This window comes from Pseudomonas sp., assembly GCF_026224925.1.
Classification (GTDB): Bacteria; Pseudomonadota; Gammaproteobacteria; order Pseudomonadales; family Pseudomonadaceae; genus Aquipseudomonas.
Map to the genome: position 1 here is coordinate 1 of NZ_JAMFRV010000330.1, position 24,221 is coordinate 24,221.

Genomic DNA, 24,221 nt, shown 5'->3' on the forward strand with positions numbered 1-24,221 from the left:
AACTTTGAAAACAGCTTCTGTAAGGAATAACCGTTTCTCTGACCAAGGGGCTCAAAAAGCCTCGTCGTGCAGCGTTCGAATTATTTCTGGATGAGCGTCCCGGACACCCATTTGGGACCACTGATGAGGGTAATAACTGTGCTTGAAGCCTACCGTAAACACATCGAAGAGCGTGCCGCCCAGGGTATCGTGCCCCAGCCGCTTAACGCCGAACAAACTGCAGGCTTGATCGAGCTGCTGAAGACCCCCCCGGCTGGCGAAGAAGCGTTCCTTCTTGACCTGATCACCAACCGCGTTCCACCAGGCGTTGATGAAGCCGCTTACGTTAAGGCTGGCTTTCTGTCCGCTGTGGCGAAAGGTGAAGTCACCTCCCCGCTGATCGACAAAAAACACGCCGTTAAACTGTTGGGCACCATGCAAGGTGGCTACAACATCGTCACGCTGGTCGACCTGCTGGACGACGCCGTGTTGGCGCCAGAGTCTGCCAAAGCACTCAAGCACACACTGTTGATGTTCGACGCATTCCACGACGTGGCCGAAAAAGCCAAGAACGGCAACGTTCACGCTAAAGAAGTCCTGCAATCGTGGGCTGACGGCGAATGGTTCCAGAACCGTCCTACCTTGGCCGATAAAATCAGCCTGCGCGTGTTCAAGGTTACCGGCGAAACCAACACCGATGACCTGTCCCCAGCGCCAGATGCATGGTCGCGCCCGGACATCCCGCTGCACGCACTCGCCATGTTGAAAATGGCCCGTGACGGCATCGAACCGGATCAACAAGGCGCCATCGGCCCGATGAAGCAAATCGAGCGCATGCGCGGCGAAGGCTTCCCTATTGCCTACGTCGGCGATGTGGTCGGTACCGGTTCATCGCGTAAATCAGCCACCAACTCGGTGTTGTGGTTCTTTGGCGACGACGTTCCTAACGTGCCGAACAAGCGCGCTGGTGGCTTCTGTTTCGGTAACAAAATCGCTCCAATCTTCTACAACACCATGGAAGACGCCGGCGCACTGCCGATCGAATTCGATGTGACGCACATGAACATGGGCGACGTGATTGACCTTTACCCGTACGCCGGTAAAGTCACCAAGCACGACAGCGAAGTAGTCCTGGCCACCTTCGAAATGAAGACTCCAGTACTGTTGGACGAAGTCCGTGCTGGCGGCCGTATTCCGCTGATCATCGGCCGTGGTCTGACCGAAAAAGCGCGTGCCGAACTGGGTCTGCCACCTTCGACTCTGTTCAAGCTGCCTGAGCCGCCGATTGCCAGCACCAAGGGTTTCACCCTGGCGCAGAAAATGGTCGGCAAGGCATGCGGCGTGGCTGGCATCCGTCCAGGTACGTACTGCGAACCGAAGATGACCACCGTCGGTTCCCAGGACACCACTGGCCCGATGACCCGCGACGAGCTGAAAGACTTGGCTTGCCTGGGTTTCTCTACCGATCTGGTGATGCAGTCTTTCTGCCACACCGCGGCGTATCCAAAGCCGATCGACGTGCAGACTCACCACACGCTGCCTGACTTCATCATGACCCGCGGCGGCGTTTCCCTGCGTCCGGGCGATGGCATCATCCACAGCTGGCTGAACCGCATGCTGCTGCCGGACACCGTCGGCACCGGTGGTGACTCGCACACCCGTTTCCCAATGGGCATTTCGTTCCCTGCCGGTTCCGGTCTGGTCGCGTTCGCTGCTGCCACTGGCGTTATGCCGCTGGACATGCCGGAATCGATTCTGGTTCGCTTCAAAGGCAAAATGCAGCCGGGCGTTACCCTGCGCGACTTGGTTCACGCCATTCCTTACTACGCAATCCAGGCTGGCCTGTTGACCGTAGAGAAGAAAGGCAAGAAGAACGCGTTCTCCGGTCGCATCCTGGAAATCGAAGGCCTCGACAACCTGAGCATCGAACAAGCTTTCGAGCTGTCCGACGCCTCGGCCGAGCGCTCTGCAGCCGGTTGCACCATCAAGCTGTCGAAAGAGTCGATCACTGAGTACCTGAACTCCAACATCACCTTGCTGCGCTGGATGATCGGCGAAGGCTACGGCGATGCACGGACTCTGGAACGTCGCGCTCAAGCGATGGAAGCCTGGGTTGCCAACCCTGAGTTGATGGTTGCCGATGCTGACGCGGAATACGCCGAAACCATCGAAATCAACCTCGACGAAATCAAAGAGCCTGTGCTCTGCGCGCCAAACGACCCGGACGACGCCCGTCTGCTTTCCAGCGTTGCTGGCGAGAAGATCGACGAAGTGTTCATCGGTTCGTGCATGACCAACATTGGTCACTTCCGCGCTGCCGGTAAGTTGCTGGACAAGGTCAAAGGTCAGCTTCCAACTCGTCTGTGGCTGTCGCCGCCGACCAAAATGGACGCTCACCAGTTGACCGAAGAAGGCTACTACGGCATCTACGGCAAAGCTGGCGCGCGCATGGAAATGCCGGGCTGCTCGCTGTGCATGGGTAACCAGGCTCGGGTTGAACCGAACTCCACCGTGGTGTCGACTTCGACCCGTAACTTCCCGAACCGCCTTGGCGATGGCGCGAACGTGTACCTGGCCTCGGCTGAGTTGGCGTCCGTTGCATCGATCCTCGGTCGCCTGCCGACCGTTGAAGAGTACATGGCCTACGCGAAGGAAATCGACACCATGGCAGCGGACGTTTACCGCTACCTGAGTTTCGACCAGATCGCTGAATTCCGTGAGTCGGCAGCCAATGCCAACATCCCGGTTATTCAAGCGTAAAGAAACACAGCGTTAAAAAAACCCCATCCCACGCGATGGGGTTTTTTTATGGGATCAAAACTACCCTGTGGGACCGAATTCATTCGGGAAGGAAGCGATGCATAAATTCAGACACACCACGCCGCTCGCATTCCGAATGAGTTCGGTCTACAGAGATCCAGATGACGCAATTGCAGCCGACGCGGAGTAAGTCTCTGACGCTGCACGAAGTGTAGGCAGCCCCAAAAGCACGACCACCACCATTACCAGCCCAGCCACAATAGCCACACCGAACCCTGCCCGCGCGCCATAAGCGTCGATGATTAAGCCCGAAAGTACTGCGCCGAGCGCTACACCGATGCTGACGCCTGTCGACATCCACGTTAGTCCTTCAGTGATCCTGGACGGTGGAATAATGATCGTACCGAGACTCATGACGATGACTATAGTTGGCGCAAATGACATGCCCGCAACAAAGAGCACTCCCGCCAGGAAGTAGACGTCCGGTGAGAAAATGGGCAATACGGCTGTTACTGCCGTTACCAGAATCCCAATAAAGAACTGCTTTTCAATGGGAGAGGAAACTTTTAACGCGCCGAAAGTCAGGCCAGCGATCAATGAGCCGAACGCATAGGCTGCCAAGATGAAGCTAGCCGACGTTGGCCAGTCTTGTGCGTCGGCGAAGGCAACAACAGCCACATCGATTGATCCGCCGATCACCCCCATTGCTAGTAGCGCCAGAATAATGGTGCGAAGGCCGGGGATAAGTAAGGTCGAACTTGCACTCCCACGACGGCCCTTGACCACCTGCGGTTCTGTCTGCCGCTGCAGAAGAAAAGCCGTCACGCCGATTACCAGCAGCAGGACGCCTACAAGAGGTCCGGCTTCGGCGAACAAGCTGGTGCTCAGACCGATGGCGAGCGGTGGGCCAAGAACAAAGGCTAGTTCTGTTAGAACAGCGTCCAAGGCGAAGGCCGTGTGTAGTTGCGGCTTGCCACGGAAAAGCTGTGTCCAGCGTGCTCTTATCATAGCGGGCATGCTTGGCATCGTGCCCGCCAGTGCTGCAAGAATAAAAAGCAGCAGGACCGGAGCCCTCATATGAGCAGCGATTATCAGCGCCAGCAACATGCCAATGCTAAAGGCAGTAACCAAAGGCAGAACCCGACGCTGCCCTCGCTGATCAACGAGTTTCGATACGTGCGGGCTGATAAGCGCACTCACTAACGTAAATGTACCTGCGACCGCGCCAGCCAGCCAATAAAGCCCACTCTGCTGCACCAACATGATAATTATGCCGATGCCGATCATTGCATGTGGCAGACGGGCAATGGAACTCGCGATCACTAATCCCATGACGCCGGGGGTCGTCAGAAGTTCGCGATAGGGATTAGCCATAATTTCTCCATTTTTTATTAGACCCTATTAGGGTCCCGTTCCGCGCGATATGATTATCTTAATAACTCCATTTTGTATGTAGGATGCATCCGAAAATCTCCTGTAGGAGCCAACTTGTTGGCGAGGCAATGTAAGTCTCGCCAACAAGTTGGCTCCTACAGATGCGGTGTAAAACTATAAAAAAAGCCCCACATCTCTCGACGCAGGGCTTTTGATTTACCGCTTCAACTCAAACCATCAAATCACACTGGTTTGCCCACTCATTGCCAAATCCAGCAACTCGCGGTTGGCCACTGCGTACATCGCGTAGTCCGTACCGCTTGCTGCACGCAACTCCACGAGCATGGCGCGCCAGCGATCAACCATCGGCAAGTGCTGTTCCAGCCACATGTCCAGGCGCGCCTGGATCTCTTTCGGCGCATCTGGCTGCTGCAGGACCGACACGGTAATCGCGCGTTGCTGCCAGTCGATGTCATCACGGAAGGCTTCACGGGCCAGTGCCTGCCAATTGTTTTCCACCGGCAGGTTACTGATCTGTTGCAGGTACCAGGTCACGTCCAGCGAGCTACCTACTGCGAAGTAAGCCTTGGCCACATCAGCGGCGTTCTGCCCAGTGACATCCGACGCTTCGATGATCGGCAACAGCGTATACAGGTGGCTAGTGCCCGCCACCATGCGCGCCAACAATTCCGGAACACCGGCTTCGACGTACGCCTGATAACGGCTCATCCAGACGTCGCGAGTCGGGCCTTCCAGCAGCTCGTCGAGCTTCAGACCCAAGGCTGCGATGTGCGGACCGAAGTGCGCCACATCACGACCAGCGTCCAATTCGTTACGACGGCTGCGCAAGAACCAACGAGTCGCGCGACGACCCAGACGCATCAACTCGTCCATCAACGCCAACTGGATTTCAGCCGGCACCTTGGAGTCCAGCGCCTCAATCTGACGGAACCAGTGCGGCAGGTGGAAGATGTCGCGCACGATCACGTACGCACCGGCCACGTTGGCAGCGCTCATGCCGGTCGACTCTTTAAGCCGCTGCACGAACGTAATGCCCATGTGGTTGACCAGATCGTTGGCGATCTGGGTGCTGACGATTTCGCGTTTGAGGCGGTGGCGACGCATGGCCTCGCCAAACTTCGTGGCCAACGACGGCGGGAACGCGGTTTCCATGTCGCGAACCAGATACTCGTCGTCCGGCACACGGGATTCGAGCAGCGTTTCCTTGAGGTCGATTTTGCTGTACGAGATCAGCACCGACAGTTCTGGGCGGGTCAAGCCATGGCCCGACGCAATGCGTTCGGCCAGTTGCTCTTCAGCCGGCAGGAACTCGATGGCGCGGTCCAGCTTGCCCCGTGCTTCCAGATCGTTCATCAGCCGTTTGTATTCAGCGATCCGCTCATAAGCGCGACGTGCGGCAAGGGACAGCGCCTGCGTCTGCTTATAGTTGTTGCCGATTACCAGATGACCGACTTCGTCCGTCATGCTTTCCAGCAGTTGGTTACGCTGCTTTTCAGTCATGTCGCCCGCCTGCACCACTTCGTTCAGCAGGATCTTGATGTTCACTTCATGGTCAGAGCAATCCACACCACCGGCGTTGTCGATGAAGTCAGTGTTTGAGCCGCCACCAATCAGAGCGAACTCGACCCGACCCAATTGGCTCATGCCGAGGTTACCGCCCTCGCCCACTACCTTGCAGCGCAGCTCGTTACCGTTCACACGCAACGCGTCGTTGGCCTTGTCGCCGACGTCGGCGTGGCTTTCTTCGCTGGATTTAACATAGGTGCCGATGCCGCCGTTCCACAACAGATCCACCGGCGCTTTGAGTAAAGCGTTCAGCAGTTCAGTCGGGGTCAGCTTGTCGGCGTGGATGTCAAAACGCGCTTTCATTTCAGGGCTGATCGGGATGCTTTTGGCGGTGCGCGCAAAGATCCCGCCGCCTTGGGACATGATGCTGGTGTCGTAATCGGTCCAGGATGAGCGCGGCAGATTGAACAACCGCTGGCGCTCGACGAAGCTGTTGGCCGGTTCTGGATTAGGGTCGATAAAGATGTGCATGTGGTTGAACGCGGCGACTAACTGCAGCGTTTCCGACATCAACAGGCCGTTGCCGAACACGTCCCCGGCCATGTCGCCGATACCGATGACGCTGATGATGTCTTTCTGCGAGTTGATGCCACGCTCACGGAAGTGACGCTGCACGCCAACCCATGCGCCTTTGGCGGTGATCCCCATCTTCTTGTGGTCGTAACCTGCCGAACCACCGGAAGCGAAGGCGTCACCGAGCCAGAAGCCATAGTCGATAGCGATGCCATTGGCGATGTCGGAAAAGGTCGCGGTGCCTTTGTCGGCAGCCACCACCAAATACGGGTCATCATCGTCGTGACGCACCACATTAAGCGGCGGCACCAGGCCTCCGTCCTTGAGGTTGTCGGTGATGTCCAGCAGACCGGAAATGAAGATTTTGTAGCAGGCGATTGCCTCGGCCTGAGTCTCATCACGACTGCCACCGATCAGCGGCAGGCGACGCGGAATAAACCCGCCCTTCGCACCCACCGGCACGATCACCGCGTTTTTCACCTGCTGGGCTTTTACCAGGCCCAACACTTCGGTACGGAAATCTTCTTCACGGTCCGACCAGCGCAGGCCGCCGCGAGCAACGTTGCCGAAACGCAAGTGCACGCCTTCAACCCGCGGTGAGTACACGAAAATCTCAAATTTCGGCACCGGCTTCGGCAGTTCGGGAATCAGGCGCGGGTTGAACTTGAAGCTGAAGTAGCTCTTGCTCTGACCGTTGGCGTCCGGCTGGTAGAAGTTGGTGCGCAGGGTGGCTTTGATCAGGTCCAGGAAGCGACGCAGAATACGGTCTTCGTTGAGCACCTGAACGTCGTCCAGTGCTGCCAGAATCGCCTGTTCCAGACGTTGCTGCTTGTCTTCCAGGTCGTCAGCGGTGAGTTTGCGCGCCAGATAAAAACGCGTCTTGAACAACCGGGTCAGCTCGCGAGCAATGTCCGTATGATTGTTCAGGGCGCTGGCGATGTACCCCAAGTCGAAGCCCAAGCGGATCTGCTTCATATAGCGCGCGTAAGCGCGCAGCAACGCCACGTCGCGCCACGGCAAGCCAGCGGTCAGCACCAGACGGTTGAACGCATCGTTCTCGGCATCGCCGCTAACAATGTGCACGAACGCGTCTTGCAGGGTGTCGTTGAGCTGCTGGATGTCGAGGTTGATGCCTTCGCCAGCCGTAAAGGCGAAATCGTGAATCCAGAATTCGCGGCCATTGTTGCGGCGCAAGCGATAAGGGAACTCACCTAGAACGCGCAGCCCGAGGTTTTCCAGAATCGGCAGCACATCAGACAAGGCCAGCGGAGTATCCGCGTGGTACAGCTTGCAATGCAGTTGCTGTTTGCCAGCCTGTGCCAGCGGCTGATAGAAACTCATGACCAGCGGGTTGGCTTCGGTCAGGCTCAGCAAGTGCTGCATATCGACCACGGCCGAATGCGCAGCGAAACGCTCGCGGTAACCGGCCGGGAAGCCTTTCGGGAAGTCCGCCAGCACGCTGGTGCCATGGGCTTCGCCGAAGCTTTCAACCACCAGGTTCGAATAATCGTCCTGCCATGAACGGCAGGCCTGAATCACTTCGTTTTCCAGTTGCTGCGGATCAATGTCGAGGCGGCTTTTCGGGTCCACCCGCAGGATCAGCTGCACACGGGCCAATACTGATTCGGAGAAGAACGTCCAGAACTCACAATCGCTGGCCTTCAGGCGATCCATCAGCACTTGCTGGATTTTCTGCCGAACTTCAGTGGAGTAGACGTCACGGGGCACGTAGGCCAAGCAGTAGCAGAAGCGGCCATACGGGTCTTTGCGCAGGAACACGCGAATCTTGTTGCGCTCCTGGATCTGCACGATGGACATCACGGTGCTGAACAGCTCATCCACCGGGGTCTGGAACAGGTCATCACGCGGCAACACTTCCACGACCTGGGCCAGTTCTTTACCCAAGTGCGCTTTGGCGTCAAAACCGGAGCGGCGCTCTACTTCGGCAACTTTGCGGCGAATATAGGGGATTTGACGCACGCTTTCGCCGTAAACCGACGAGGTGTACAGGCCCATGAAGCGGTATTCTTTGGTGACATTGCCAGCAGCATCGATCTGCCGAATCGACACGTAGTCCGGGTACGCCGGACGGTGCACACGGCTTGGATGCGCGGCCTTGGCGAACGACAGCAGCATCGGCTCTTGCAGGTAGTTCACTGCGTAGTCTTCGATGTGCAGGTCGTCTTTTGTAAGCCCGGCGCGCAGCAGCTTGGTCAGACCGAGGAACGACGATTCGTCGTACACCAGGTAGCCACCGGCTTCGTCACGAATGACTTCAAATTCTTCATAGCCAAGAAAGGTGAAGTGGTTATCTACCAACCATTGCAGGAATACCTTGACCTCGGATTTCTCGCCTTCATCGACGGTAAACTCCATGGTGTCGATGCCAGCCAGCAATTCGCCGATCTTGGTTTTCATTGGTTCGAAATCGGCGACGGCGACCCGAACTTCGCCCAACACCTGCTCCAGCTCGCGCGCCAGCACGTTCATTTCTGCAGCGTTGGCGCAACGATCGATTTCCAGGTACATCAGCGATTCTTGATGAATGTCCTCACCGGTTGTGCCCTTGGGCAGCAGTTCCAGCAGTTCACCGTTGGCGCCCCGACGCGCGCTTAGCACGGTGGTTTGCAGGGTATGGATGCTGTAACCGCGACGGTTCAGTTCGGTACGGACCGAGTCCACCAGAAACGGCAAGTCGTGGTGCAGAACTTCGACGGCAGTGTGGGTCGACTGCCAGCCATGGCGCTCGTAATCAGGGTTGTAGACCCGCACCTGCGGATGAATACTTTCAAAACGTTCAAGCAGTCGCCAGGCAGACAAGGTGCAACCGGCCAGGTCGGAAAGCCGGCGCTGGGTCAGTTCATCAAGAGAGATAATGCCGAAGAATTGCTCAGCGAACAGCGCCACTTGTGGCAGTGCCTGTTCACTGATGTGCTGCGCCAGAGCTGCTTGCAGTTGATGCTGAAAGTCAGACTTGCTGGCTGCGGTGAAGAACGCCATCTGTGGTACTCCGCTTGGGCTTTTATTGATGGAAACGTCGCATGCCCCTTAAGGGGATCGCCATCACGCGTGCTGGAATTAAAACAAAAGCAGCACAGCATGACAGGGTAGTGAAGCTATAGAACAAACGCTCGTCACGAACGGGTAGTCATATTCGTTTTCTTTGACCGAACGCGGTGCAAAAGATGCCCGTTTCTAAAAAACACTGCCCAGGCAGGCCGTGGTTTTACCGGTGTACATCTGCTGCGCAGCTTAACGATAGCGGGCCTGACTGTGCTTGCGGTGCGGCGACATATTCGGTCATCAGCACGTAGCGGCGGGACTATAGAGGCAATGACAGGCATCACCGGAGGGAGGAAGCGAAGGTTTTAAACAAACGTCACCAGGTGTGACTGACGTAGCTGTGGAAAAACAGACCACGGTCCCACGCACACCCGATAAAAACTGAGCCCTGCGCTGCGGTATCATCACACCCTGAGCGATTTCGCCCCTATTTTGAAAATCCCCGGAGCCCAACCATGCTGATCAACACCACAAGCATCATCGTCAACCCATGCGACGACGAATATGACGACATGGCCCTGCTGTGCTGCCATAGCGAAACCGGCGACCTGTTCTCGTTGACCCGTTTCCCGGACGAATCCGAGATAGAAATCACCGTTGCCGATGACAAAACCCTCGAGCTTAAAAACCTGAAGGCAACGTTAAGCGCCGAACGCCTGCTGATCGAAATCGACCCGGAAGATGCCAAACAGCTCGAAGGCCATACTGAATACGACATCCGTCACAGCATGTCAGCGTCCGACCTGCGGGAAGTGGCAGAAACCCTGCAGCTGATTCTTGATGATGTGGGTACCTACGTCAGTGAAATTGAATAATTGAATGCACCCAGACACCGGGCCTCCCACAGAAAACGTGAAATCCCGGAAAAATGCCCATAGCCGTTAGTCGGCACCGTCCGGATGGATTAAAGTAACGCCCCCAGCTTCGGTGTCATTTGGCGCCGCTGATCATCTGCCAGGAACCGTCATACGATGGAACATCGTGAAGCGCTGATTGCGCTGCGAACCTTTCTTTCAACGCAGATTCTCGGCCAGGAAAAACTGATCGAACGGCTGTTGATTGCCCTGCTTGCCGACGGCCATATGCTGGTCGAAGGCGCTCCGGGGTTGGCCAAGACCAAAGCCATCAAAGAACTGGCCGAAGGCGTCGAAGCACAGTTCCATCGAATCCAGTTCACCCCCGACCTATTGCCTGCCGACATCACCGGTACCGAGATCTATCGCCCGGAAACGGGCAGCTTCGTCTTCCAACAGGGGCCGATCTTCCACAACCTGGTGCTGGCTGACGAAATCAACCGTGCGCCTGCCAAGGTGCAATCGGCACTGCTGGAAGCCATGGCCGAGCGCCAGGTCAGCGTCGGGCGCAGCACGTATGAACTGTCGCCGCTGTTTTTAGTGATGGCGACCCAAAACCCCATCGAGCAGGAAGGGACGTACCCGCTGCCCGAAGCTCAGCTCGACCGCTTTCTGATGCACGTCAAGATCGGTTTCCCCGATGCCGCGGTCGAACGGCGCATCCTGCAACAGGCCCGGGGCGAAGCCCTGAACGGCGAAACCAAGCCCGAGCGCCGGGTCAGCCAACAGGCGATATTTGCCGCGCGCAAAGAAATACTCGGCCTGTACATGGCCGACGCGGTGGAGGAATACCTGGTGCAACTGGTCATGGCCACGCGCACCCCGGCCAAATTCGATCCTGAGATGGCCGACTGGATCGCTTACGGCGCCAGCCCGCGCGGTTCTATTGCGCTGGACCGCTGCGCCCGGGCCCATGCGTGGCTGGCCGGGCGAGACTTTGTCAGCCCGGAAGATATACAGGCCGTGCTGTTCGACGTGTTGCGCCATCGCATCATTCTGTCGTTCGAAGCCGAAGCTGCCGGGATTGACCAAGACCGCGTGATTCAACGCATCCTTGATGTCGTGGCAGTCGCCTGACCCCATGCAACCACCGCCGATTGCCCACCCCGGAATACGCGTCAGTCTCGATGAACTGATCGAGATGCGTCATCGCGTGCGTGAAGTGCAGCTGTTTTCAACACCCAGCCAGCGCAGCCCGTTGATCGGCTTGCACCATTCAAAACTGCGCGGCCGCGGTGTCGACTTCGATCAAGTGCGGGTTTATCAGGCCGGCGACGACGTGCGCACCATCGACTGGCGCGTCACCGCCCGCACCCAGGAACCGCACACCAAGCTGTTCCACGAAGAACGTGAGCGGCCGATTTTTATTTTGGTCGAACAAAGCCGTCGGCTGTTTTTTGGCTCGGGGCTGATGTTCAAATCGGTGCTCGCCGCGCAAGCCGCTGCCTTGATCGGCTGGGCAGCCTTGGCCCACAACGACCGGGTCGGCGGATTGGTGTTTGGCGACAACGAACACTACGAGATCAAGCCCCGGCGCAGTAAGCAGAGCCTGCTGCAGCTGCTCAATAGACTGGTGCGGGTCAACCAGTCACTGGACACCGAGATCGCCGCCGACCGTGACGCATTCGGCATCGCCCTGCGCCGTGCCCGGGAAGTGTTGCGTCCCGGCAGCTTTGTATTTGTGATCTGCGACGAGCGAACTATTTCCGATGCTGCCGAGCAACAATTAAGCCTGCTGTCACGGCATTGCGACCTGCTGCTGCTGCCATTGTCGGACCCGCTGGATCACGCCCTGCCTGCGGCGGGCTTGTTGCGATTTGCCGAACGCGGTGCGCGGCTTGAGCTGGACACCTTGAACCCCGACTTACGTCAGGCCTACCGCGCCCAAGGCGAGGCTCGGGTGGCCCGCTGGGAATTGCTCGCGCAAAAACTGCGGGTGTTGTCGATTCCACTGAGTACCAAAAGCGGAATGGTCGAACAACTGCGCGAATACCTCAGCGCCCAGCGTCCCGGAAAAAAACGATGAGCAGCCTGGAGCAACTGCAGCCGCTGATTACGCCACCGGCGATCGACACCTGGCCCCCAGCGCCTGGGTGGTGGGTGGTGCTTTTTCTGCTGCCGTTCGCCGCATGGGGTGTTTGGTGGTTACGCCGCTACTGGCCGGGCAAGCGCTTGATCGTCCGGTCCGAGCAACCCTTGGACCCGCTACGCCTGGCCGCGCTGGAAGAACTCGCGCAGTTGCCCAAACCTTACGATGGCGCGCCAGCAGGCGCATGGTTACAGCAAATCAATGCCCTGCTCAAACGCCTGTGTCGCAACCATTATCCTTACAGCCAAAGCCACACGCTGAACGGTCGCAAGTGGTTGGCCTTTCTGGATAACCGCTGCCCTGCCGCTGGCCTGACGCGCTGGATGATATTAGTCGAAGGCGCTTATAAGCCGGAGTGCAAACTTGATGACAAGGCAATCTCCGGCCTGAATCAGTCGGTGGATACCTGGATCCGCAAACATGTTTGAACTCGCCTGGCCGTGGGTTTTCATCTTGCTGCCATTACCGTGGTTAATGCGCGTCCTGCTGCCTGCTGCCGACAGCGGCGAAGCGGCGCTCAAAGTCAGTTTCCTCAGTGAGCTGGAAGAACTGGCCGGGCGCCGAGCGCGGGTCAATTTACCGGCATGGCGACAGCAGAGCCCGTTCATTTTACTGTGGCTACTGCTGCTGATCGCCGCAGCGCGCCCGCAATGGCTGGGCGAGCCCGTGCCGATTGCCGCCAGTGGTCGCGACTTGCTGGTGGCCGTGGATCTCTCCGGCTCCATGGAGTACCCCGACATGCGCTGGAACGACGAAGACGTCAGCCGGCTGTCACTGGTCAAGCACTTGCTGGGGGATTTTCTGATCAGCCGCTCGGGTGACCGCGTCGGCCTGATTTTATTTGGGAGCCGCGCTTACGTCCAAGCGCCGCTGACCTTCGACCGGCGCACCGTGCGCATTTGGCTGGACGATGCACGTATCGGCATCGCGGGCAAAAACACCGCCATTGGCGACGCCATAGGCTTGGCGATCAAGCGCCTGCGCCAGCGTCCGGCGCAAAGCCGAGTGTTGATCCTGGTCACCGACGGCGCCAATAACGCGGGACAGATCGACCCGATTACCGCCGCACGACTGGCCGCAGGCGAAGGCGTGAAAATTTACACCATAGGTATCGGCGCCGACCCGAACCAGGACGGCTCGCTGGCGATGCTAGGCCTCAGCCCGAGCCTTGACCTGGACGAGCCGAGCCTTAAGGAAATCGCCGACATCACTGGCGGCAAGTACTTCCGCGCCCGTGACGGTCAGCAGTTGCAACAGATCAAGCAAACCCTCGACAAACTCGAACCCGTCGCGCAACAACCCACTCAAGCGCGACCGGCACAGGCGCTTTACCAGTGGCCGCTGGCGGCAGCGCTATTGATGAGCCTGTTATTGGTAATGCGCGAGCGCTGGCCGGACACCTTGTTGCAGCGGTTTTTCAAACGCAAAACCTTCCTGCCTTCCAATGAGCAATGGCGCCAGCGCCTGAAGCGTTTGCGGAGGCGCAGATGATCGCGCTTTGGCCCCATTGGCTTCGTCCCGTTTGGCTGCTGGCATTCCCGTTGCTGGTCTGGCTGCTATGGCAGTTGTGGAACCGACAGCAACGCGCCGGACGCTGGCAGATGATTCTGCCCGAGGCATTCCATGCGGTGCTGCTCGGCGGCGGTAAAGGTCGTTCCGGCAAGATGCAGTGGGTCGTCCTTGGACTCGCCTGGACTCTGGCGGTGCTGGCCTTGCTCGGACCTAGCTGGCAGCGAGTCGAACTCACCAGCCAAAAGCCGGCTGACCCACTGGTGGTGATGCTCGAACTGACCCCCGAAATGCTCGCGACGGACACCCCGCCCACCCGTCTCGAACAAGCGCGGCGCAAACTGCTCGATTTGCTGCAAAGCCGCAGCGACTCACAGACCGCCATCGTCGTATATGCCGGCAGCGCGCACACGCTGGTGCCGTTGTCCGACGATTTGGGCACCAGTCGTAATCTGCTGGATGCGCTCAAGCCATCGATCATGCCCGAGGCCGGACACCGCGCCGATTTGGCCGTGAAAAAAGCCCTGGCCCTGCTCAAGCAAGGCGCTCAAGGCCAAGGCCGGCTGTTGTGGATCGGCTCGTCATTGAGTGAGCAAGAGCGCGAAGGCATTCGCCAGGCATTGAGCCGGGACGCCCCGCCGCTGCTGCTGCTCGGTATCGGGACCGCCGAAGGTGTGCCGGTGGCTCAGGACAAGGGCGGTTTCCTCAAGGATGACCAAGGCGCGATTTTGCTACCGCGTCTCGACGGCCCCAGCCTCAAAGAGTTTGCCGGCCAACTTGACGGACTCTATCGTAAGGCGCGTCTGGACGATTCGGACTTGCGCGGTTTAGGGTTGCTCGACAGTCCGCAACGTTTGCGCAAAAACGGTCAAAACCTGCACTTGGACAGCTGGAATGATCAGGGGCCATGGCTCATTTTGCCGTTATTGCTGCTCGCCGCCTGCGCCGGACGTAAGGGCTGGTTGTTCTGCCTGCTGCCGCTGCTGTTGATGGTGCCGCAGCCGAGCTATGCATTCGAGTTCAACGATCTGTGGCTGCGGCCCGATCAACAGGGCCAGCAATTGCTCGATGAAAGTCGACCGGCCGAGGCTGCCAGGCGTTTCGAAGACAGCCAGTGGCAAGGTGTGGCGCTCTATGAAGCGGGTGACTACGCCAGCGCCGCGCTACGTTTTGCCGAAGGCAACACGGCCGCCGACCACTATAATCGCGGCAATGCCCTGGCCAAGTCCGGCGATCTGGAAGCAGCGCTGGACGCCTATGAGCAGGCGCTGGAGCGCCAACCGGATTTGCAACCAGCACTCACCAACAAGGCACTGGTCGAACAGATATTGGAGCAGCGAAAACAACAGCGCAACGCCGAACCGGACAAACCGGCCGAGCCTAAAACCGAAAACATTGAGCAAACCGCTCAGCCCGGCGCGAGCAGCGCGCCACAGAACCCACAACAACCCCCGCAGCCGTCCGGCGATGACAGCATCACCCGTGATAATGGCTTCAGTAACCCCACGGCGACGTCCAGCGGCAACGATGTTCCAGGCTCGCAATTGGGTAATGAAGACACCACGCGGCCGCCGATAAGACCAACCGACAACACTATCGACGGCGAACGGCGGCAAGCGTTAGAGCAATGGTTACGGCAGATCCCGGACGATCCCGGCGAGCTGTTGCGACGTAAATTCTGGTATGAACAGCAACAACATCAGGAACCGGTTCGATGAGTCGCGTGCACACTGTATTGATCAGCCTCATGCTCGGCTGCATGACCCTGCAGGCTCATGCGGCATCGCTGGTGTCCAGCGTCGACCGGGCGCGGCTGAACGCTGGCGAGACCGTGGAACTGACTCTGGAATCCGACGATCCGACCTTGTTCGGCAAACCAGACCTTAGCTCGCTGGAGGCTAGCTTCACTGTCCAAGGCACGCGTCAGGTCAACCACCTGACGACACTCGACAGCGGTTCTCAGGCCACTACCCGCTGGATCATCACCCTCCTGCCGAAACAGAATGGCACCGTGATCATTCCGCCGTTGCAGTTGGGCGAACTCACCAGCTTACCGATTACGCTGCAAGTGATTCAGGGTGAAAGCCAGGACCCGAGCAGCACCTTGGCGCCGGTTTTTATCGAGGCCAGCCTGGATCAGGGCACTGTGTACGTTCAGGCACAGACTGTGCTCACGCTGCGCATCTATCACTCAGTCTCGTTGTTCGACGACAGCAACCTGACGCCGCTGGTGATTCCGGACGCTCGAATTGAAAAACTCGGCGAAACCCGCACCTATGAAAAGTTGATCAACGGCATCCGTCATGGCGTGATCGAAATGCGCTACGCGATTTACCCTCAGAACAGTGGCGAGCTGCTGATTCCTGCGCAAGTGTTCAGCGCAACCTTGGTGCAGGATGTGCCGAGCCAGGTTCAAAGCCCCGGCCAAAACGCGCAGCCGGCGGTCCCTAAACCGGGCAAATTGATACACGTCAGCTCCACCGAAATCACCTTGTCGGTAAAGGCCAAACCGGCTGATTATCCAGCAGATAGCCCTTGGTTACCGGCCCGCAGCGTGAGTTTGAGTGAAGAATGGAACCCTGAGCCCGATCACAGCCTGGTCGGCGACTCCCTGACGCGCAGCCTGACCATCAAGGCCGAAGGCCTGTCCAGCGCCCAGTTGCCACCGCTGCCGGCCACCAACGTCGGTGGTTTGCGGCGTTATCCCGACCAACCGCAATTGTCCAATCAGGCCAGCGACCGCGGCTTGATCGGCACTCGCGTAGAACGCGAAGCGCTGGTGCCGACCCGCACCGGTGCCATCGATTTACCCGCACTGGACGTGGTGTGGTGGAACACCCACGAAGACCACCTGGAACACAGCAGCCTGCCCGCCCGCACCCTACAGGTCGCGAGCAATCCGGGCCTGTCGGTCGATACGCCAGTGAACACCAATAATGGCCTGGGCCTCGGCGGACCGTTGCTCTGGCCGTGGCAGCTGAGCACCTTCCTGCTGGCGTGCTCGACATTGCTCGGCTTCGGCCTGTGGTGGCGCGCGCGCTGGCAGCCCGCCGAGGCGCGGGTGGTGCAGGCCGGTCCAAGCCCACGCACCGTGCTGGATGAACTGAAACGCGCCAGCCTGGGCAACGATCCACAGGCAACCCGCCAGGCGCTGGACGCGTGGGCACGCCAGCAACCGGAAACCCTGGCCGACATGGCGGCGCGTTTCGTGCCATTGTCCGACGCCCTCGACGGTCTTAACGGCGCGCTGTACAGCGAAACCGCCCACGACTGGCAAGGCGAAGACCTGTGGAGCGCGGTGCGCACATTGCCTGCCAGCGAGCGCGCCCTAGACCCCGCGACCGACACCAGCCTGCCACCGCTGTATCCGAAATAACGGCTAATGGGCCTGGCACTGATCACTGTGGGACCGAATTCATTCGGGAAATAAACAACGCGGTGTATCGGACATACCGCGTCGTCCGCTTCCCGAATGAATTCGGTCCTACAAGGAACCCAGGTGATGCACAGATTTATGTGCATCACTCTTCAACGCTACACAAGGACCTAAAATGCGTCTGTTTCACACCTCCGATTGGCACCTCGGGCAAAACCTCCACGGTCAAGAGCGTGACTTCGAGCACGGCTGTTTTCTGAGTTGGTTGCTTGGCCGTATCGCCGAGCGCGAACCTGACGTGCTGTTGATCGCAGGAGATATCTTCGACACCGTCAACCCGCCGGTCAAAGCCCAGGAGCGCCTCTACGAATTCATCGTCAGCGCCCACGAACAGCAACCGTTGCTCACCATCGTAATGATCGCGGGCAACCACGACTCCGGTTCGCGCATCGAACTGCCCGCACCACTGATGCGGCGGTTACGCACCCACGCACTGGGCCGTGTGTTATGGCTCGACGACGGACAACTGGACGCCGAACGCCTGTTGCTGCCGCTCCCCGACAAAACCGGGGCAATCGGCGCTTGGTGCCTGGCCCTGCCCTTCTTGCGTCCGGCCGAAGTCACCGGCGCCACATTGGGTGACGATTATCTGCGCGGGATTGGCCGCGTGCATGAACTGCTGATCGACGCCGCCAACCTCAAGCGCTCGCCGGGACAAGCCCTGATCGCCATCAGCCACGCGCACATGGCCGGCGGCTCGGTGTCCGAAGACTCCGAACGCAGCTTGATCATCGGTAACGCCGAAGCGCTGCCGGCCAGCCTGTTTGGCCCGAGCATCACCTACGTCGCACTGGGCCATTTGCACAAGCCGCAGAAGGTCAACGGTGAGGATCGCATTCGCTACAGCGGCTCACCGATCCCGCTGTCATTTTCGGAAATCGGCTACCAACATCAAATTCTCGAAATCAACTGCGAAGGCGAGCAACTGCTCAGTGTCGAACCGACGCTGATTCCGCGCGCGGTCAATCTGCAACGCATTGGCCCGGCACCGTTAGCCGAGTTGCTGCTGCAACTGGAGTCCTTGCCCAATATCGACTTGCTGGCGGACATAGAACGTCAACCGTGGCTAGAAGTGCGGGTACGCCTGGATGAACCGCAACCCGACCTGCGTCATCAGATCGAAACCGCGCTGCAAGGCAAGGCCGTGCGCTTGGTGCGAATCGGCGCAGAGTACGCTGGCAAAGGCAGTGTCGAAGGCGATGAAGGCAGCGCAGGTCTGATCAATCTCGATCAACTCAGCCCACAAGACTTGTTCAGCCGTGCCTGGCTGGACAACTACGGCAGCGAGGTCGACGAGCAAACCCTCAAGGACTTCGCCACGCTGTTGCAAGACGTCCAATTGGAGAGCGAGCAGCCATGAAAATTCTCGCCATCCGCCTGAAAAACCTCGCCTCGCTGGCCGGCCCGTTTGAGCTGGACTTCACCGCCGAACCTTTGGCCAGCGCCGGTTTATTCGCCATCACCGGGCCGACCGGTGCCGGTAAAAGTACGCTGCTCGACGCCCTGTGTTTGGCATTGTTCGGCGCCATTCCGCGACTGAGCAATGTCGGCCAATCAAAAGTGCCGGAAATCGACGGCGACATCAGCACCAACGACCCGCGCACCTTGTTGCGGCGTGGCACGGGCAGCGGTTTTGCCGAAGTGGATTTCGTCGGCATCGACAACCGCCGTTACCGCGCTCGCTGGGAAACCAACCGTGCCCGGGACAATGCCAGTAAAAAGCTCCAGGCCAGCCGCCAGACCTTGATCGATCTGGACAGCGAACAGGTGCTCAGCAGCCAGAACAAAACCGAATACAAAACCCTGCTCGAAGCGCGCCTGGGCCTGAACTTCGAGCAGTTCACACGTGCCGTAATGTTGGCGCAAAGTGAGTTCAGCGCGTTCCTCAAGGCCGATGACAAAGAGCGCAGCGAACTGCTGGAAAAGCTCACGGATACTGCGATCTACAGCCAGCTGGGCCGACGCGCCTACAGCAAAAGCAAAGAAGCAGAAAAAGTCCACGATGACCTCAAAGCCCTGGCCATTGGGGTTACGCCGCTGGAACCGGAGGCACGCGCAGACCTCGACAAACGCTTCGATGACGCCCAGCAGCAACTGAAAACCCAGCAGGCACACTTCAAGCAGCTGGAGCTCCAGCAACAATGGCTCACGTTGCTGGTTCAACTGCAAAGCGAGCAGCAGAGCGCCGCTGAGCAGTTGCAGCAAGACCAATTGCGCTGGGAAGGTCAGAGCGTCGAACGGCTGAACTTGTCGCGACTGGAAAACCTCGCGCCGCAACGTCATCAGTTTGCCCGCCAGACAGAGCTCACTACTCAACTCAGCCCCTTGGCGGCGAAGATTCAACAGCACGTGGTGCAACAGACCGCGCTGGACGCTCAGCTGCAACAGCTTGAAAAAACCCGCCTTGATACTCAGTCCGACGCGCTTAACGCGCAGCAGCAACTGACCGACGCCAAACCACGGCTACAGCAGTCTTTCGATATTCAAAGCACGGTTGCCCGGCTGATTCACGAACTGAGCCAAGCTACCGATCTCAAGCTTCAGGCCGAGCAGCAAAGCGCTCAGGGCAAAAACACCTTACAAGGACTGCTTGAGCAACAACGGCTGGTGGCTGAACGCTTGGAGCGAATTTCCTTGCAGCTTGAACAAAGCGCCGGGTTAGCGCCGCTCAGCGAAGCATGGAATGCGTACCGCGACCGATTGAAACAGCTGCTGCTAACGGGTAACCGCTGGAATCAGGGCCAAGCCGAACTGCCCCAGCTTGAGCAGCGTGCCGCCAGCGCCAGTCAGCAACTCACCGAACAGCGCGGCGCCCTTGAGTTGCTGTATCGCGAAGCCGGTGCGGAAGCCCATGCGGTTGGCGAGCAGGTTCAGATTCTCGGTAGCCTGTTGCAAGACAACCGTAAACAACAACGCGCCTTTGAAGACCTCTCGCGGCTTTGGGCCAGTCAGCAGCAGCTCGACCAGCGCACGCTGGAGCTGACGCAGAAACTGCAGGACGCCCAGCAACAGCGCGAACAGCTCAATCGCGAAGGCCTGCAGGCAAAAAATGAACTGACCGTTGCCGAGCAAATCCTGACCGTGACTCGGCAGTTGCTGGAGCGTCAGCGTATTGCCCGCAGCGCCAGTGTCGAAGAGTTGCGCGCACAACTGCAAAACGATCAACCGTGCCCAGTGTGCGGCAGCAACGAACACCCGTATCACCAGCCCGAAGCGCTGTTGCAAAGCTTGACCCAGCATGACGAAAACGAAGAGTCCACGGCACTGAAGGCCGTCGACACGCTGAAAGAAAAGCTGGTTGATCTACGCGCCACCGTTGCGGGCTTGATCGCACAGCAGAAAGAATTCCTGCAGCAGCAAGAGCAACTGACGACACAGCAGCAGGCATTGGCGCCGAGCCTTGAAGCACATCCGCTCTGCGCCCGATTACTGGAACAGGATTCGGCCAAACGTGACACATGGCTCACTCAGCACCTGACCCAGTTGGCGCAAAACATTGCCCAGGACGAGCAGCGTCAGAACGCCCTGCTCACCCTGCAAAAAGAGGCCGCTCGCCTGCAACAGCAACTGCAGGTCGCCACCGATGCGAGTCAGTTGGCGACGCAGCAATTGGCCGACCAGCATCGTCAGTTGGCCGCCGACCAGGCACGACTGGAAGAAGAACTCGGCGCTTTTGCCCCGCTACTGCCCGGCGAAACCCTCGATGGCTTGCGCACCCACGCGGCAACCACGGTCATGCAACTGGAGCAGCAAGTCACCCAGCGTCTGGACCAGTTGGAGCAGCAACGAGACGAACAGCTGGAACAACGCGAGCGCCAGCAAAAGATCGAACTGGAACAGTCTCAGCAAACCACTCGGGTCCAGGCCCAGGAACAGTTGCAACAACGCTGCGTGGCCCTCGCCGAACAACAACAGGTCAGCCAACAACAGCTCAGTGAATTGCTCGGCACACACCGCAGCGCCGAGCACTGGCAGCAACATCTGGAACACGCCGTCGAGCACACGCGGCACGCCGAAAACACAGCGGGCCAAGCGTTGCAGGACGCACGCAACCTGCTGACCCAGCTCAGCGCCGAACTCAAGGCTGAGCAAGAACGCCTGAGCGGCATCGAGCTGGAACACCGCGAACTGAGCCATAAAATCGCCGACTGGCGCAGCCGTCATCCGGAGCTGGACGACAGCGGCCTGGCACAGTTGCTCAGCGTGGACGACCAACAGGTCAATCAATTACGGCAACAGCTGCAACACAGCGAGAAAGCCGTAGAACAAGCCAAGGTTCTATTGCACGAACGCGAACAGCGTCTGCATGCCCATCAAGCGCAGCACAGCGAAACATTGGATGCGGAGCAATTGAACAGCGCACTGGCGGAACTGCACACGCAATCGGCCGCCAGTGAACAGTTGTGTGCCGAGTTGCGTGCGCAGCAGGCTGACGACCAACGGCGCCAGGACGCCAATCAGGCGCTGGCCCAGCAGATCGCCGAGGCTTACGCGCAGTATCAGCGCTGGGCGAGGCTGGCCGCGTTGATCGGCTCAGCGGAAGGTGACAAGTTCCGCAAGATCGCACAGGCGTATAATCTCGACCTGCTGGTGCACCACGCCAATGCGCAGTTGCGCCAACTGGTACGCCGTTATCGCCTGAAACGCGGCGGCAGCATGCTTGGCTTACTGGTGATGGACACTGAAATGGGCGACGAACTGCGCTCGGTGCATTCGTTGTCCGGTGGCGAAACGTTCCTGGTGTCGCTGGCGCTGGCCCTTGGTTTGGCATCCATGGCGTCGAGCACATTGAAAATTGAATCACTGTTTATTGACGAAGGCTTCGGCAGCCTCGATCCGGAATCGCTGCAACTGGCCATGGACGCCTTGGACGGTTTGCAAGCACAAGGTCGCAAAGTCGGGGTGATTTCCCACGTGCAAGAGATGCACGAGCGGATTCCGGTGCAGATTCAGGTAAGGCGCCAAGGTAACGGCCTCAGTACGATCGAGGTCAGCAAGTAATCAGACCGCTGCATTGCCGAACCCAGACTAGATTTTTTGTGTCGTACAAAACCGGTAAACGGAATTTCTGTGCGACCCTACACACCCACGGCGCGCCCTGTCGCGCCACGCTCAACGAAAAAGGTAGAACCCATGACCAATCCAGTAGTTTTTTTCGACATCACCGCTAACGACGAGCCTATGGGCCGCATCGTGATGGAACTGTTCGAAGACGTGGTTCCAAAAACCGCCGAAAACTTCCGCGCCCTGTGCACCGGCGAGAAAGAAGGCCTGAGCTACAAAGGCTCTTCGTTCCACCGCGTGATCACTGACTTCATGCTGCAAGGTGGCGACTTCACTAACCACAACGGCACCGGCGGCAAGTCGATCTACGGCGAAAAATTCAAGGATGAGAACTTCACCCTGAAGCACACCGCACCCGGCGACCTGTCCATGGCCAACGCTGGCCCGAACACCAACGGCAGCCAGTTCTTCATCACGACCATCGTCACCAGCTGGCTGGATGGCAAACACGTAGTGTTCGGTAAAGTGACCGAAGGCCTGGACGTGGTTAAAGCCATCGAAGCACTGGGATCGCAATCCGGTAAAACCAGCAAAAAAGTGGTCATCGCTGACTGCGGTCAACTGACTGAAGCAGCCTAAGTGACTCCGTCGGTGGTTGCGCTGAACACGGCAACGCCGACGCTCTACTCTTTCCGCCGCTGCCCCTACGCCATGCGCGCTCGCATGGCAGTGCTGTACTCGGGGCGTGCGGTGGAGACAGTTGAAGTCAGCCTGAAAGACAAACCTGCACACATGCTCGCCTGTTCACCCAAAGGCACGGTGCCGGTGCTGATTTGCGACACAGGCGTGATCGATGAAAGCCTGGAGATCATGCGCTGGGCGTTGACCTATAACGACCCGGATGATTGGCTATTGGCGTTGGATGATTCGGCTCAGCATCAGATCGCCGAACTGATCGACGAAAACGACAAAGTCTTCAAGAAGCATCTGGACCGTTACAAATACGCAACTCGCCACCCCGAACATTCGCAGGAACACTACCGTGATCTCGGCGCGGTGTTTTTGCTCGCACTTGAAACACGCTTGTTGCAGCACGACTTCTTAGTGGCCGAACATATAACATTGGCCGATATCGCCTTGGCGCCGTTCGTGCGGCAGTTTTGCACTGTTGATCCGCAATGGTTTTGGCAGAGTCCTTATCCAAGATTACGTCAGTGGCTGGAGCGGTTTCTCGCATCCGAATTATTTATATGCGTAATGGCCAAACCTCTTTAGGCGCTGCAGTTACTCAACATGTAACTGTAAACGGCCCCAACTCAAACAACCGGTACTTGCTGGGTGGATTTCCAGCCATCAACTTTTGCGAGGCGGCCATTTCAATGGCATGGGTTATTTCATGCTTGGCTTCGATGCTTCTTGCCAGACCGCCTGAGGACGCTTGGCCTAAACCGATCAATGAAAACCCATTAGTGATGACTGCAAAAAAAGCAATCACCCATAATTGTGTGCCTTTCACGATGCACGCCCCTGCACATCAGCCGCAGAGCGCTGGGTATCAACGACAGGCGTATTGAGGGCCGCGTTGATCGCGTGAATGGAAGCTGCGTTCATGCTGGTAACGGTGACCACTGCGATGAAAACAACGTAAAGAGCAATGGCGACGTAAGCGCCCTGTTTGATTGAGTGAAGGATTGCAGTGGTCATCTGGTGTAACTCCGTGGGCACGTTTCAGGCCGACAGAATCAACTAAACAAACCTTATCGAAAAGTGACATAAATCCATAGTGAACATCAGTTGCGTTAATCATTGAAAACGGTAATTAACGCAATAGAAAATACCCACAAGACCAACATCTACAGGACCGAATCCATTCGCGAAGGATGTTCAAATCGGAGGAAAAACATAAAAAAAAGCAGACGAATCCATTCCCCGTTATCGGTATTATCGTTAACGGGGAATGGATTCATTTGGTAGCGCGCGATTTCATTGTTGAATCTTGTGATCCAGTGCCGCGTAGAAGTTGGCGCTTTGTTGCAGATATTTGGTGGTGTAG

Annotated in this window: 16 protein-coding genes; 12 read left to right on the top strand and 4 right to left on the bottom strand. The window is 58.2% G+C overall.

Annotated elements, in window-relative coordinates:
- The first annotated feature begins 138 nt into the window (after nt 1-138).
- Complete coding sequence (gene acnB, locus M0974_RS14410) at nt 139-2,739, top strand: bifunctional aconitate hydratase 2/2-methylisocitrate dehydratase (RefSeq protein WP_297837839.1); 2,601 nt, start codon at nt 139-141, stop codon at nt 2,737-2,739.
- A gap of 147 nt (nt 2,740-2,886) precedes the next feature.
- Here acnB and M0974_RS14415 read toward each other — a convergent pair whose 3' ends face one another.
- Together M0974_RS14415 and M0974_RS14420 are read right to left on the bottom strand one after the other, a co-directional pair.
- On the bottom strand, nt 2,887-4,113 hold the full coding sequence (locus M0974_RS14415; RefSeq protein ID WP_297837797.1) for an MFS transporter: 1,227 nt from the start codon (nt 4,111-4,113) through the stop codon (nt 2,887-2,889).
- Nucleotides 4,114-4,350: 237 nt separating this feature from the next.
- The gene (locus M0974_RS14420; protein ID WP_297837800.1) at nt 4,351-9,213 is read right to left on the bottom strand and encodes an NAD-glutamate dehydrogenase; all 4,863 of its coding nucleotides are present in this window, start codon (nt 9,211-9,213) and stop codon (nt 4,351-4,353) included.
- Between the two features lie 518 nt (nt 9,214-9,731).
- Here M0974_RS14420 and M0974_RS14425 point away from each other — a divergent pair.
- From M0974_RS14425 to M0974_RS14475, 11 genes are all read left to right on the top strand, one after another.
- Entirely contained in the window at nt 9,732-10,091 is a 360-nt protein-coding gene (locus M0974_RS14425) for a hypothetical protein (RefSeq protein ID WP_297837803.1), read from the top strand.
- A gap of 156 nt (nt 10,092-10,247) precedes the next feature.
- Entirely contained in the window at nt 10,248-11,207 is a 960-nt protein-coding gene (locus M0974_RS14430) for a MoxR family ATPase (RefSeq protein ID WP_297837805.1), read from the top strand.
- Between the two features lie 4 nt (nt 11,208-11,211).
- Nucleotides 11,212-12,156, top strand: coding sequence for a DUF58 domain-containing protein (locus M0974_RS14435; RefSeq protein ID WP_297837842.1), 945 nt, complete (start codon nt 11,212-11,214; stop codon nt 12,154-12,156).
- Entirely contained in the window at nt 12,153-12,647 is a 495-nt protein-coding gene (locus tag M0974_RS14440; RefSeq protein ID WP_297837809.1) for a DUF4381 domain-containing protein, read from the top strand. The genes M0974_RS14435 and M0974_RS14440 overlap by 4 nt, the downstream gene beginning before the upstream one ends.
- On the top strand, nt 12,640-13,710 hold the full coding sequence (locus tag M0974_RS14445) for a VWA domain-containing protein (RefSeq protein ID WP_297837812.1): 1,071 nt from the start codon (nt 12,640-12,642) through the stop codon (nt 13,708-13,710). Before M0974_RS14440 ends, M0974_RS14445 begins: the two co-directional genes overlap by 8 nt.
- A complete protein-coding gene (locus tag M0974_RS14450) occupies nt 13,707-15,446 on the top strand; it encodes a VWA domain-containing protein (protein ID WP_297837815.1) in 1,740 nt (579 codons plus the stop codon). Before M0974_RS14445 ends, M0974_RS14450 begins: the two co-directional genes overlap by 4 nt.
- Entirely contained in the window at nt 15,443-17,104 is a 1,662-nt protein-coding gene (locus tag M0974_RS14455) for a BatD family protein (RefSeq protein ID WP_297837818.1), read from the top strand. Before M0974_RS14450 ends, M0974_RS14455 begins: the two co-directional genes overlap by 4 nt.
- A 175-nt stretch (nt 17,105-17,279) precedes the next feature.
- Nucleotides 17,280-18,524 carry an exonuclease SbcCD subunit D C-terminal domain-containing protein gene (locus M0974_RS14460; protein WP_297837821.1) on the top strand — a complete coding sequence of 415 codons (1,245 nt, stop codon included), beginning with the start codon at nt 17,280-17,282 and terminating at the stop codon, nt 18,522-18,524.
- On the top strand, nt 18,521-22,165 hold the full coding sequence (locus M0974_RS14465; RefSeq protein ID WP_297837824.1) for an AAA family ATPase: 3,645 nt from the start codon (nt 18,521-18,523) through the stop codon (nt 22,163-22,165). Before M0974_RS14460 ends, M0974_RS14465 begins: the two co-directional genes overlap by 4 nt.
- A 132-nt stretch (nt 22,166-22,297) precedes the next feature.
- A complete protein-coding gene (locus M0974_RS14470) occupies nt 22,298-22,807 on the top strand; it encodes a peptidylprolyl isomerase (RefSeq protein ID WP_297837828.1) in 510 nt (169 codons plus the stop codon).
- A complete protein-coding gene (locus M0974_RS14475; RefSeq protein ID WP_297837830.1) occupies nt 22,808-23,443 on the top strand; it encodes a glutathione S-transferase in 636 nt (211 codons plus the stop codon).
- A 13-nt stretch (nt 23,444-23,456) separates the two neighbouring features.
- On the opposite strand, the gene M0974_RS14480 is transcribed toward M0974_RS14475, so the two are convergent.
- On the bottom strand, nt 23,457-23,684 hold the full coding sequence (locus tag M0974_RS14480; RefSeq protein WP_297837833.1) for a hypothetical protein: 228 nt from the start codon (nt 23,682-23,684) through the stop codon (nt 23,457-23,459).
- The gene (locus M0974_RS14485; protein ID WP_297837835.1) at nt 23,681-23,872 is read right to left on the bottom strand and encodes a hypothetical protein; all 192 of its coding nucleotides are present in this window, start codon (nt 23,870-23,872) and stop codon (nt 23,681-23,683) included. Before M0974_RS14485 ends, M0974_RS14480 begins: the two co-directional genes overlap by 4 nt.
- Nucleotides 23,873-24,221: the final 349 nt, after the last annotated feature.

What these genes read in the sequence shown, in the direction of transcription:
- M0974_RS14415 (WP_297837797.1), bottom strand. Translation starts at nt 4,113, where the DNA reads ATGGCTAATCCCTATCGCGAACTTCTGACGACCCCCGGCGTCATGGGA.
- M0974_RS14420 (WP_297837800.1), bottom strand. Translation starts at nt 9,213, where the DNA reads ATGGCGTTCTTCACCGCAGCCAGCAAGTCTGACTTTCAGCATCAACTG.
- M0974_RS14425 (WP_297837803.1), top strand. Translation starts at nt 9,732, where the DNA reads ATGCTGATCAACACCACAAGCATCATCGTCAACCCATGCGACGACGAA.
- M0974_RS14430 (WP_297837805.1), top strand. Translation starts at nt 10,248, where the DNA reads ATGGAACATCGTGAAGCGCTGATTGCGCTGCGAACCTTTCTTTCAACG.
- M0974_RS14435 (WP_297837842.1), top strand. Translation starts at nt 11,212, where the DNA reads ATGCAACCACCGCCGATTGCCCACCCCGGAATACGCGTCAGTCTCGAT.
- M0974_RS14440 (WP_297837809.1), top strand. Translation starts at nt 12,153, where the DNA reads ATGAGCAGCCTGGAGCAACTGCAGCCGCTGATTACGCCACCGGCGATC.
- M0974_RS14445 (WP_297837812.1), top strand. Translation starts at nt 12,640, where the DNA reads ATGTTTGAACTCGCCTGGCCGTGGGTTTTCATCTTGCTGCCATTACCG.
- M0974_RS14450 (WP_297837815.1), top strand. Translation starts at nt 13,707, where the DNA reads ATGATCGCGCTTTGGCCCCATTGGCTTCGTCCCGTTTGGCTGCTGGCA.
- M0974_RS14455 (WP_297837818.1), top strand. Translation starts at nt 15,443, where the DNA reads ATGAGTCGCGTGCACACTGTATTGATCAGCCTCATGCTCGGCTGCATG.
- M0974_RS14460 (WP_297837821.1), top strand. Translation starts at nt 17,280, where the DNA reads ATGCGTCTGTTTCACACCTCCGATTGGCACCTCGGGCAAAACCTCCAC.
- M0974_RS14465 (WP_297837824.1), top strand. Translation starts at nt 18,521, where the DNA reads ATGAAAATTCTCGCCATCCGCCTGAAAAACCTCGCCTCGCTGGCCGGC.
- M0974_RS14470 (WP_297837828.1), top strand. Translation starts at nt 22,298, where the DNA reads ATGACCAATCCAGTAGTTTTTTTCGACATCACCGCTAACGACGAGCCT.
- M0974_RS14485 (WP_297837835.1), bottom strand. Translation starts at nt 23,872, where the DNA reads ATGACCACTGCAATCCTTCACTCAATCAAACAGGGCGCTTACGTCGCC.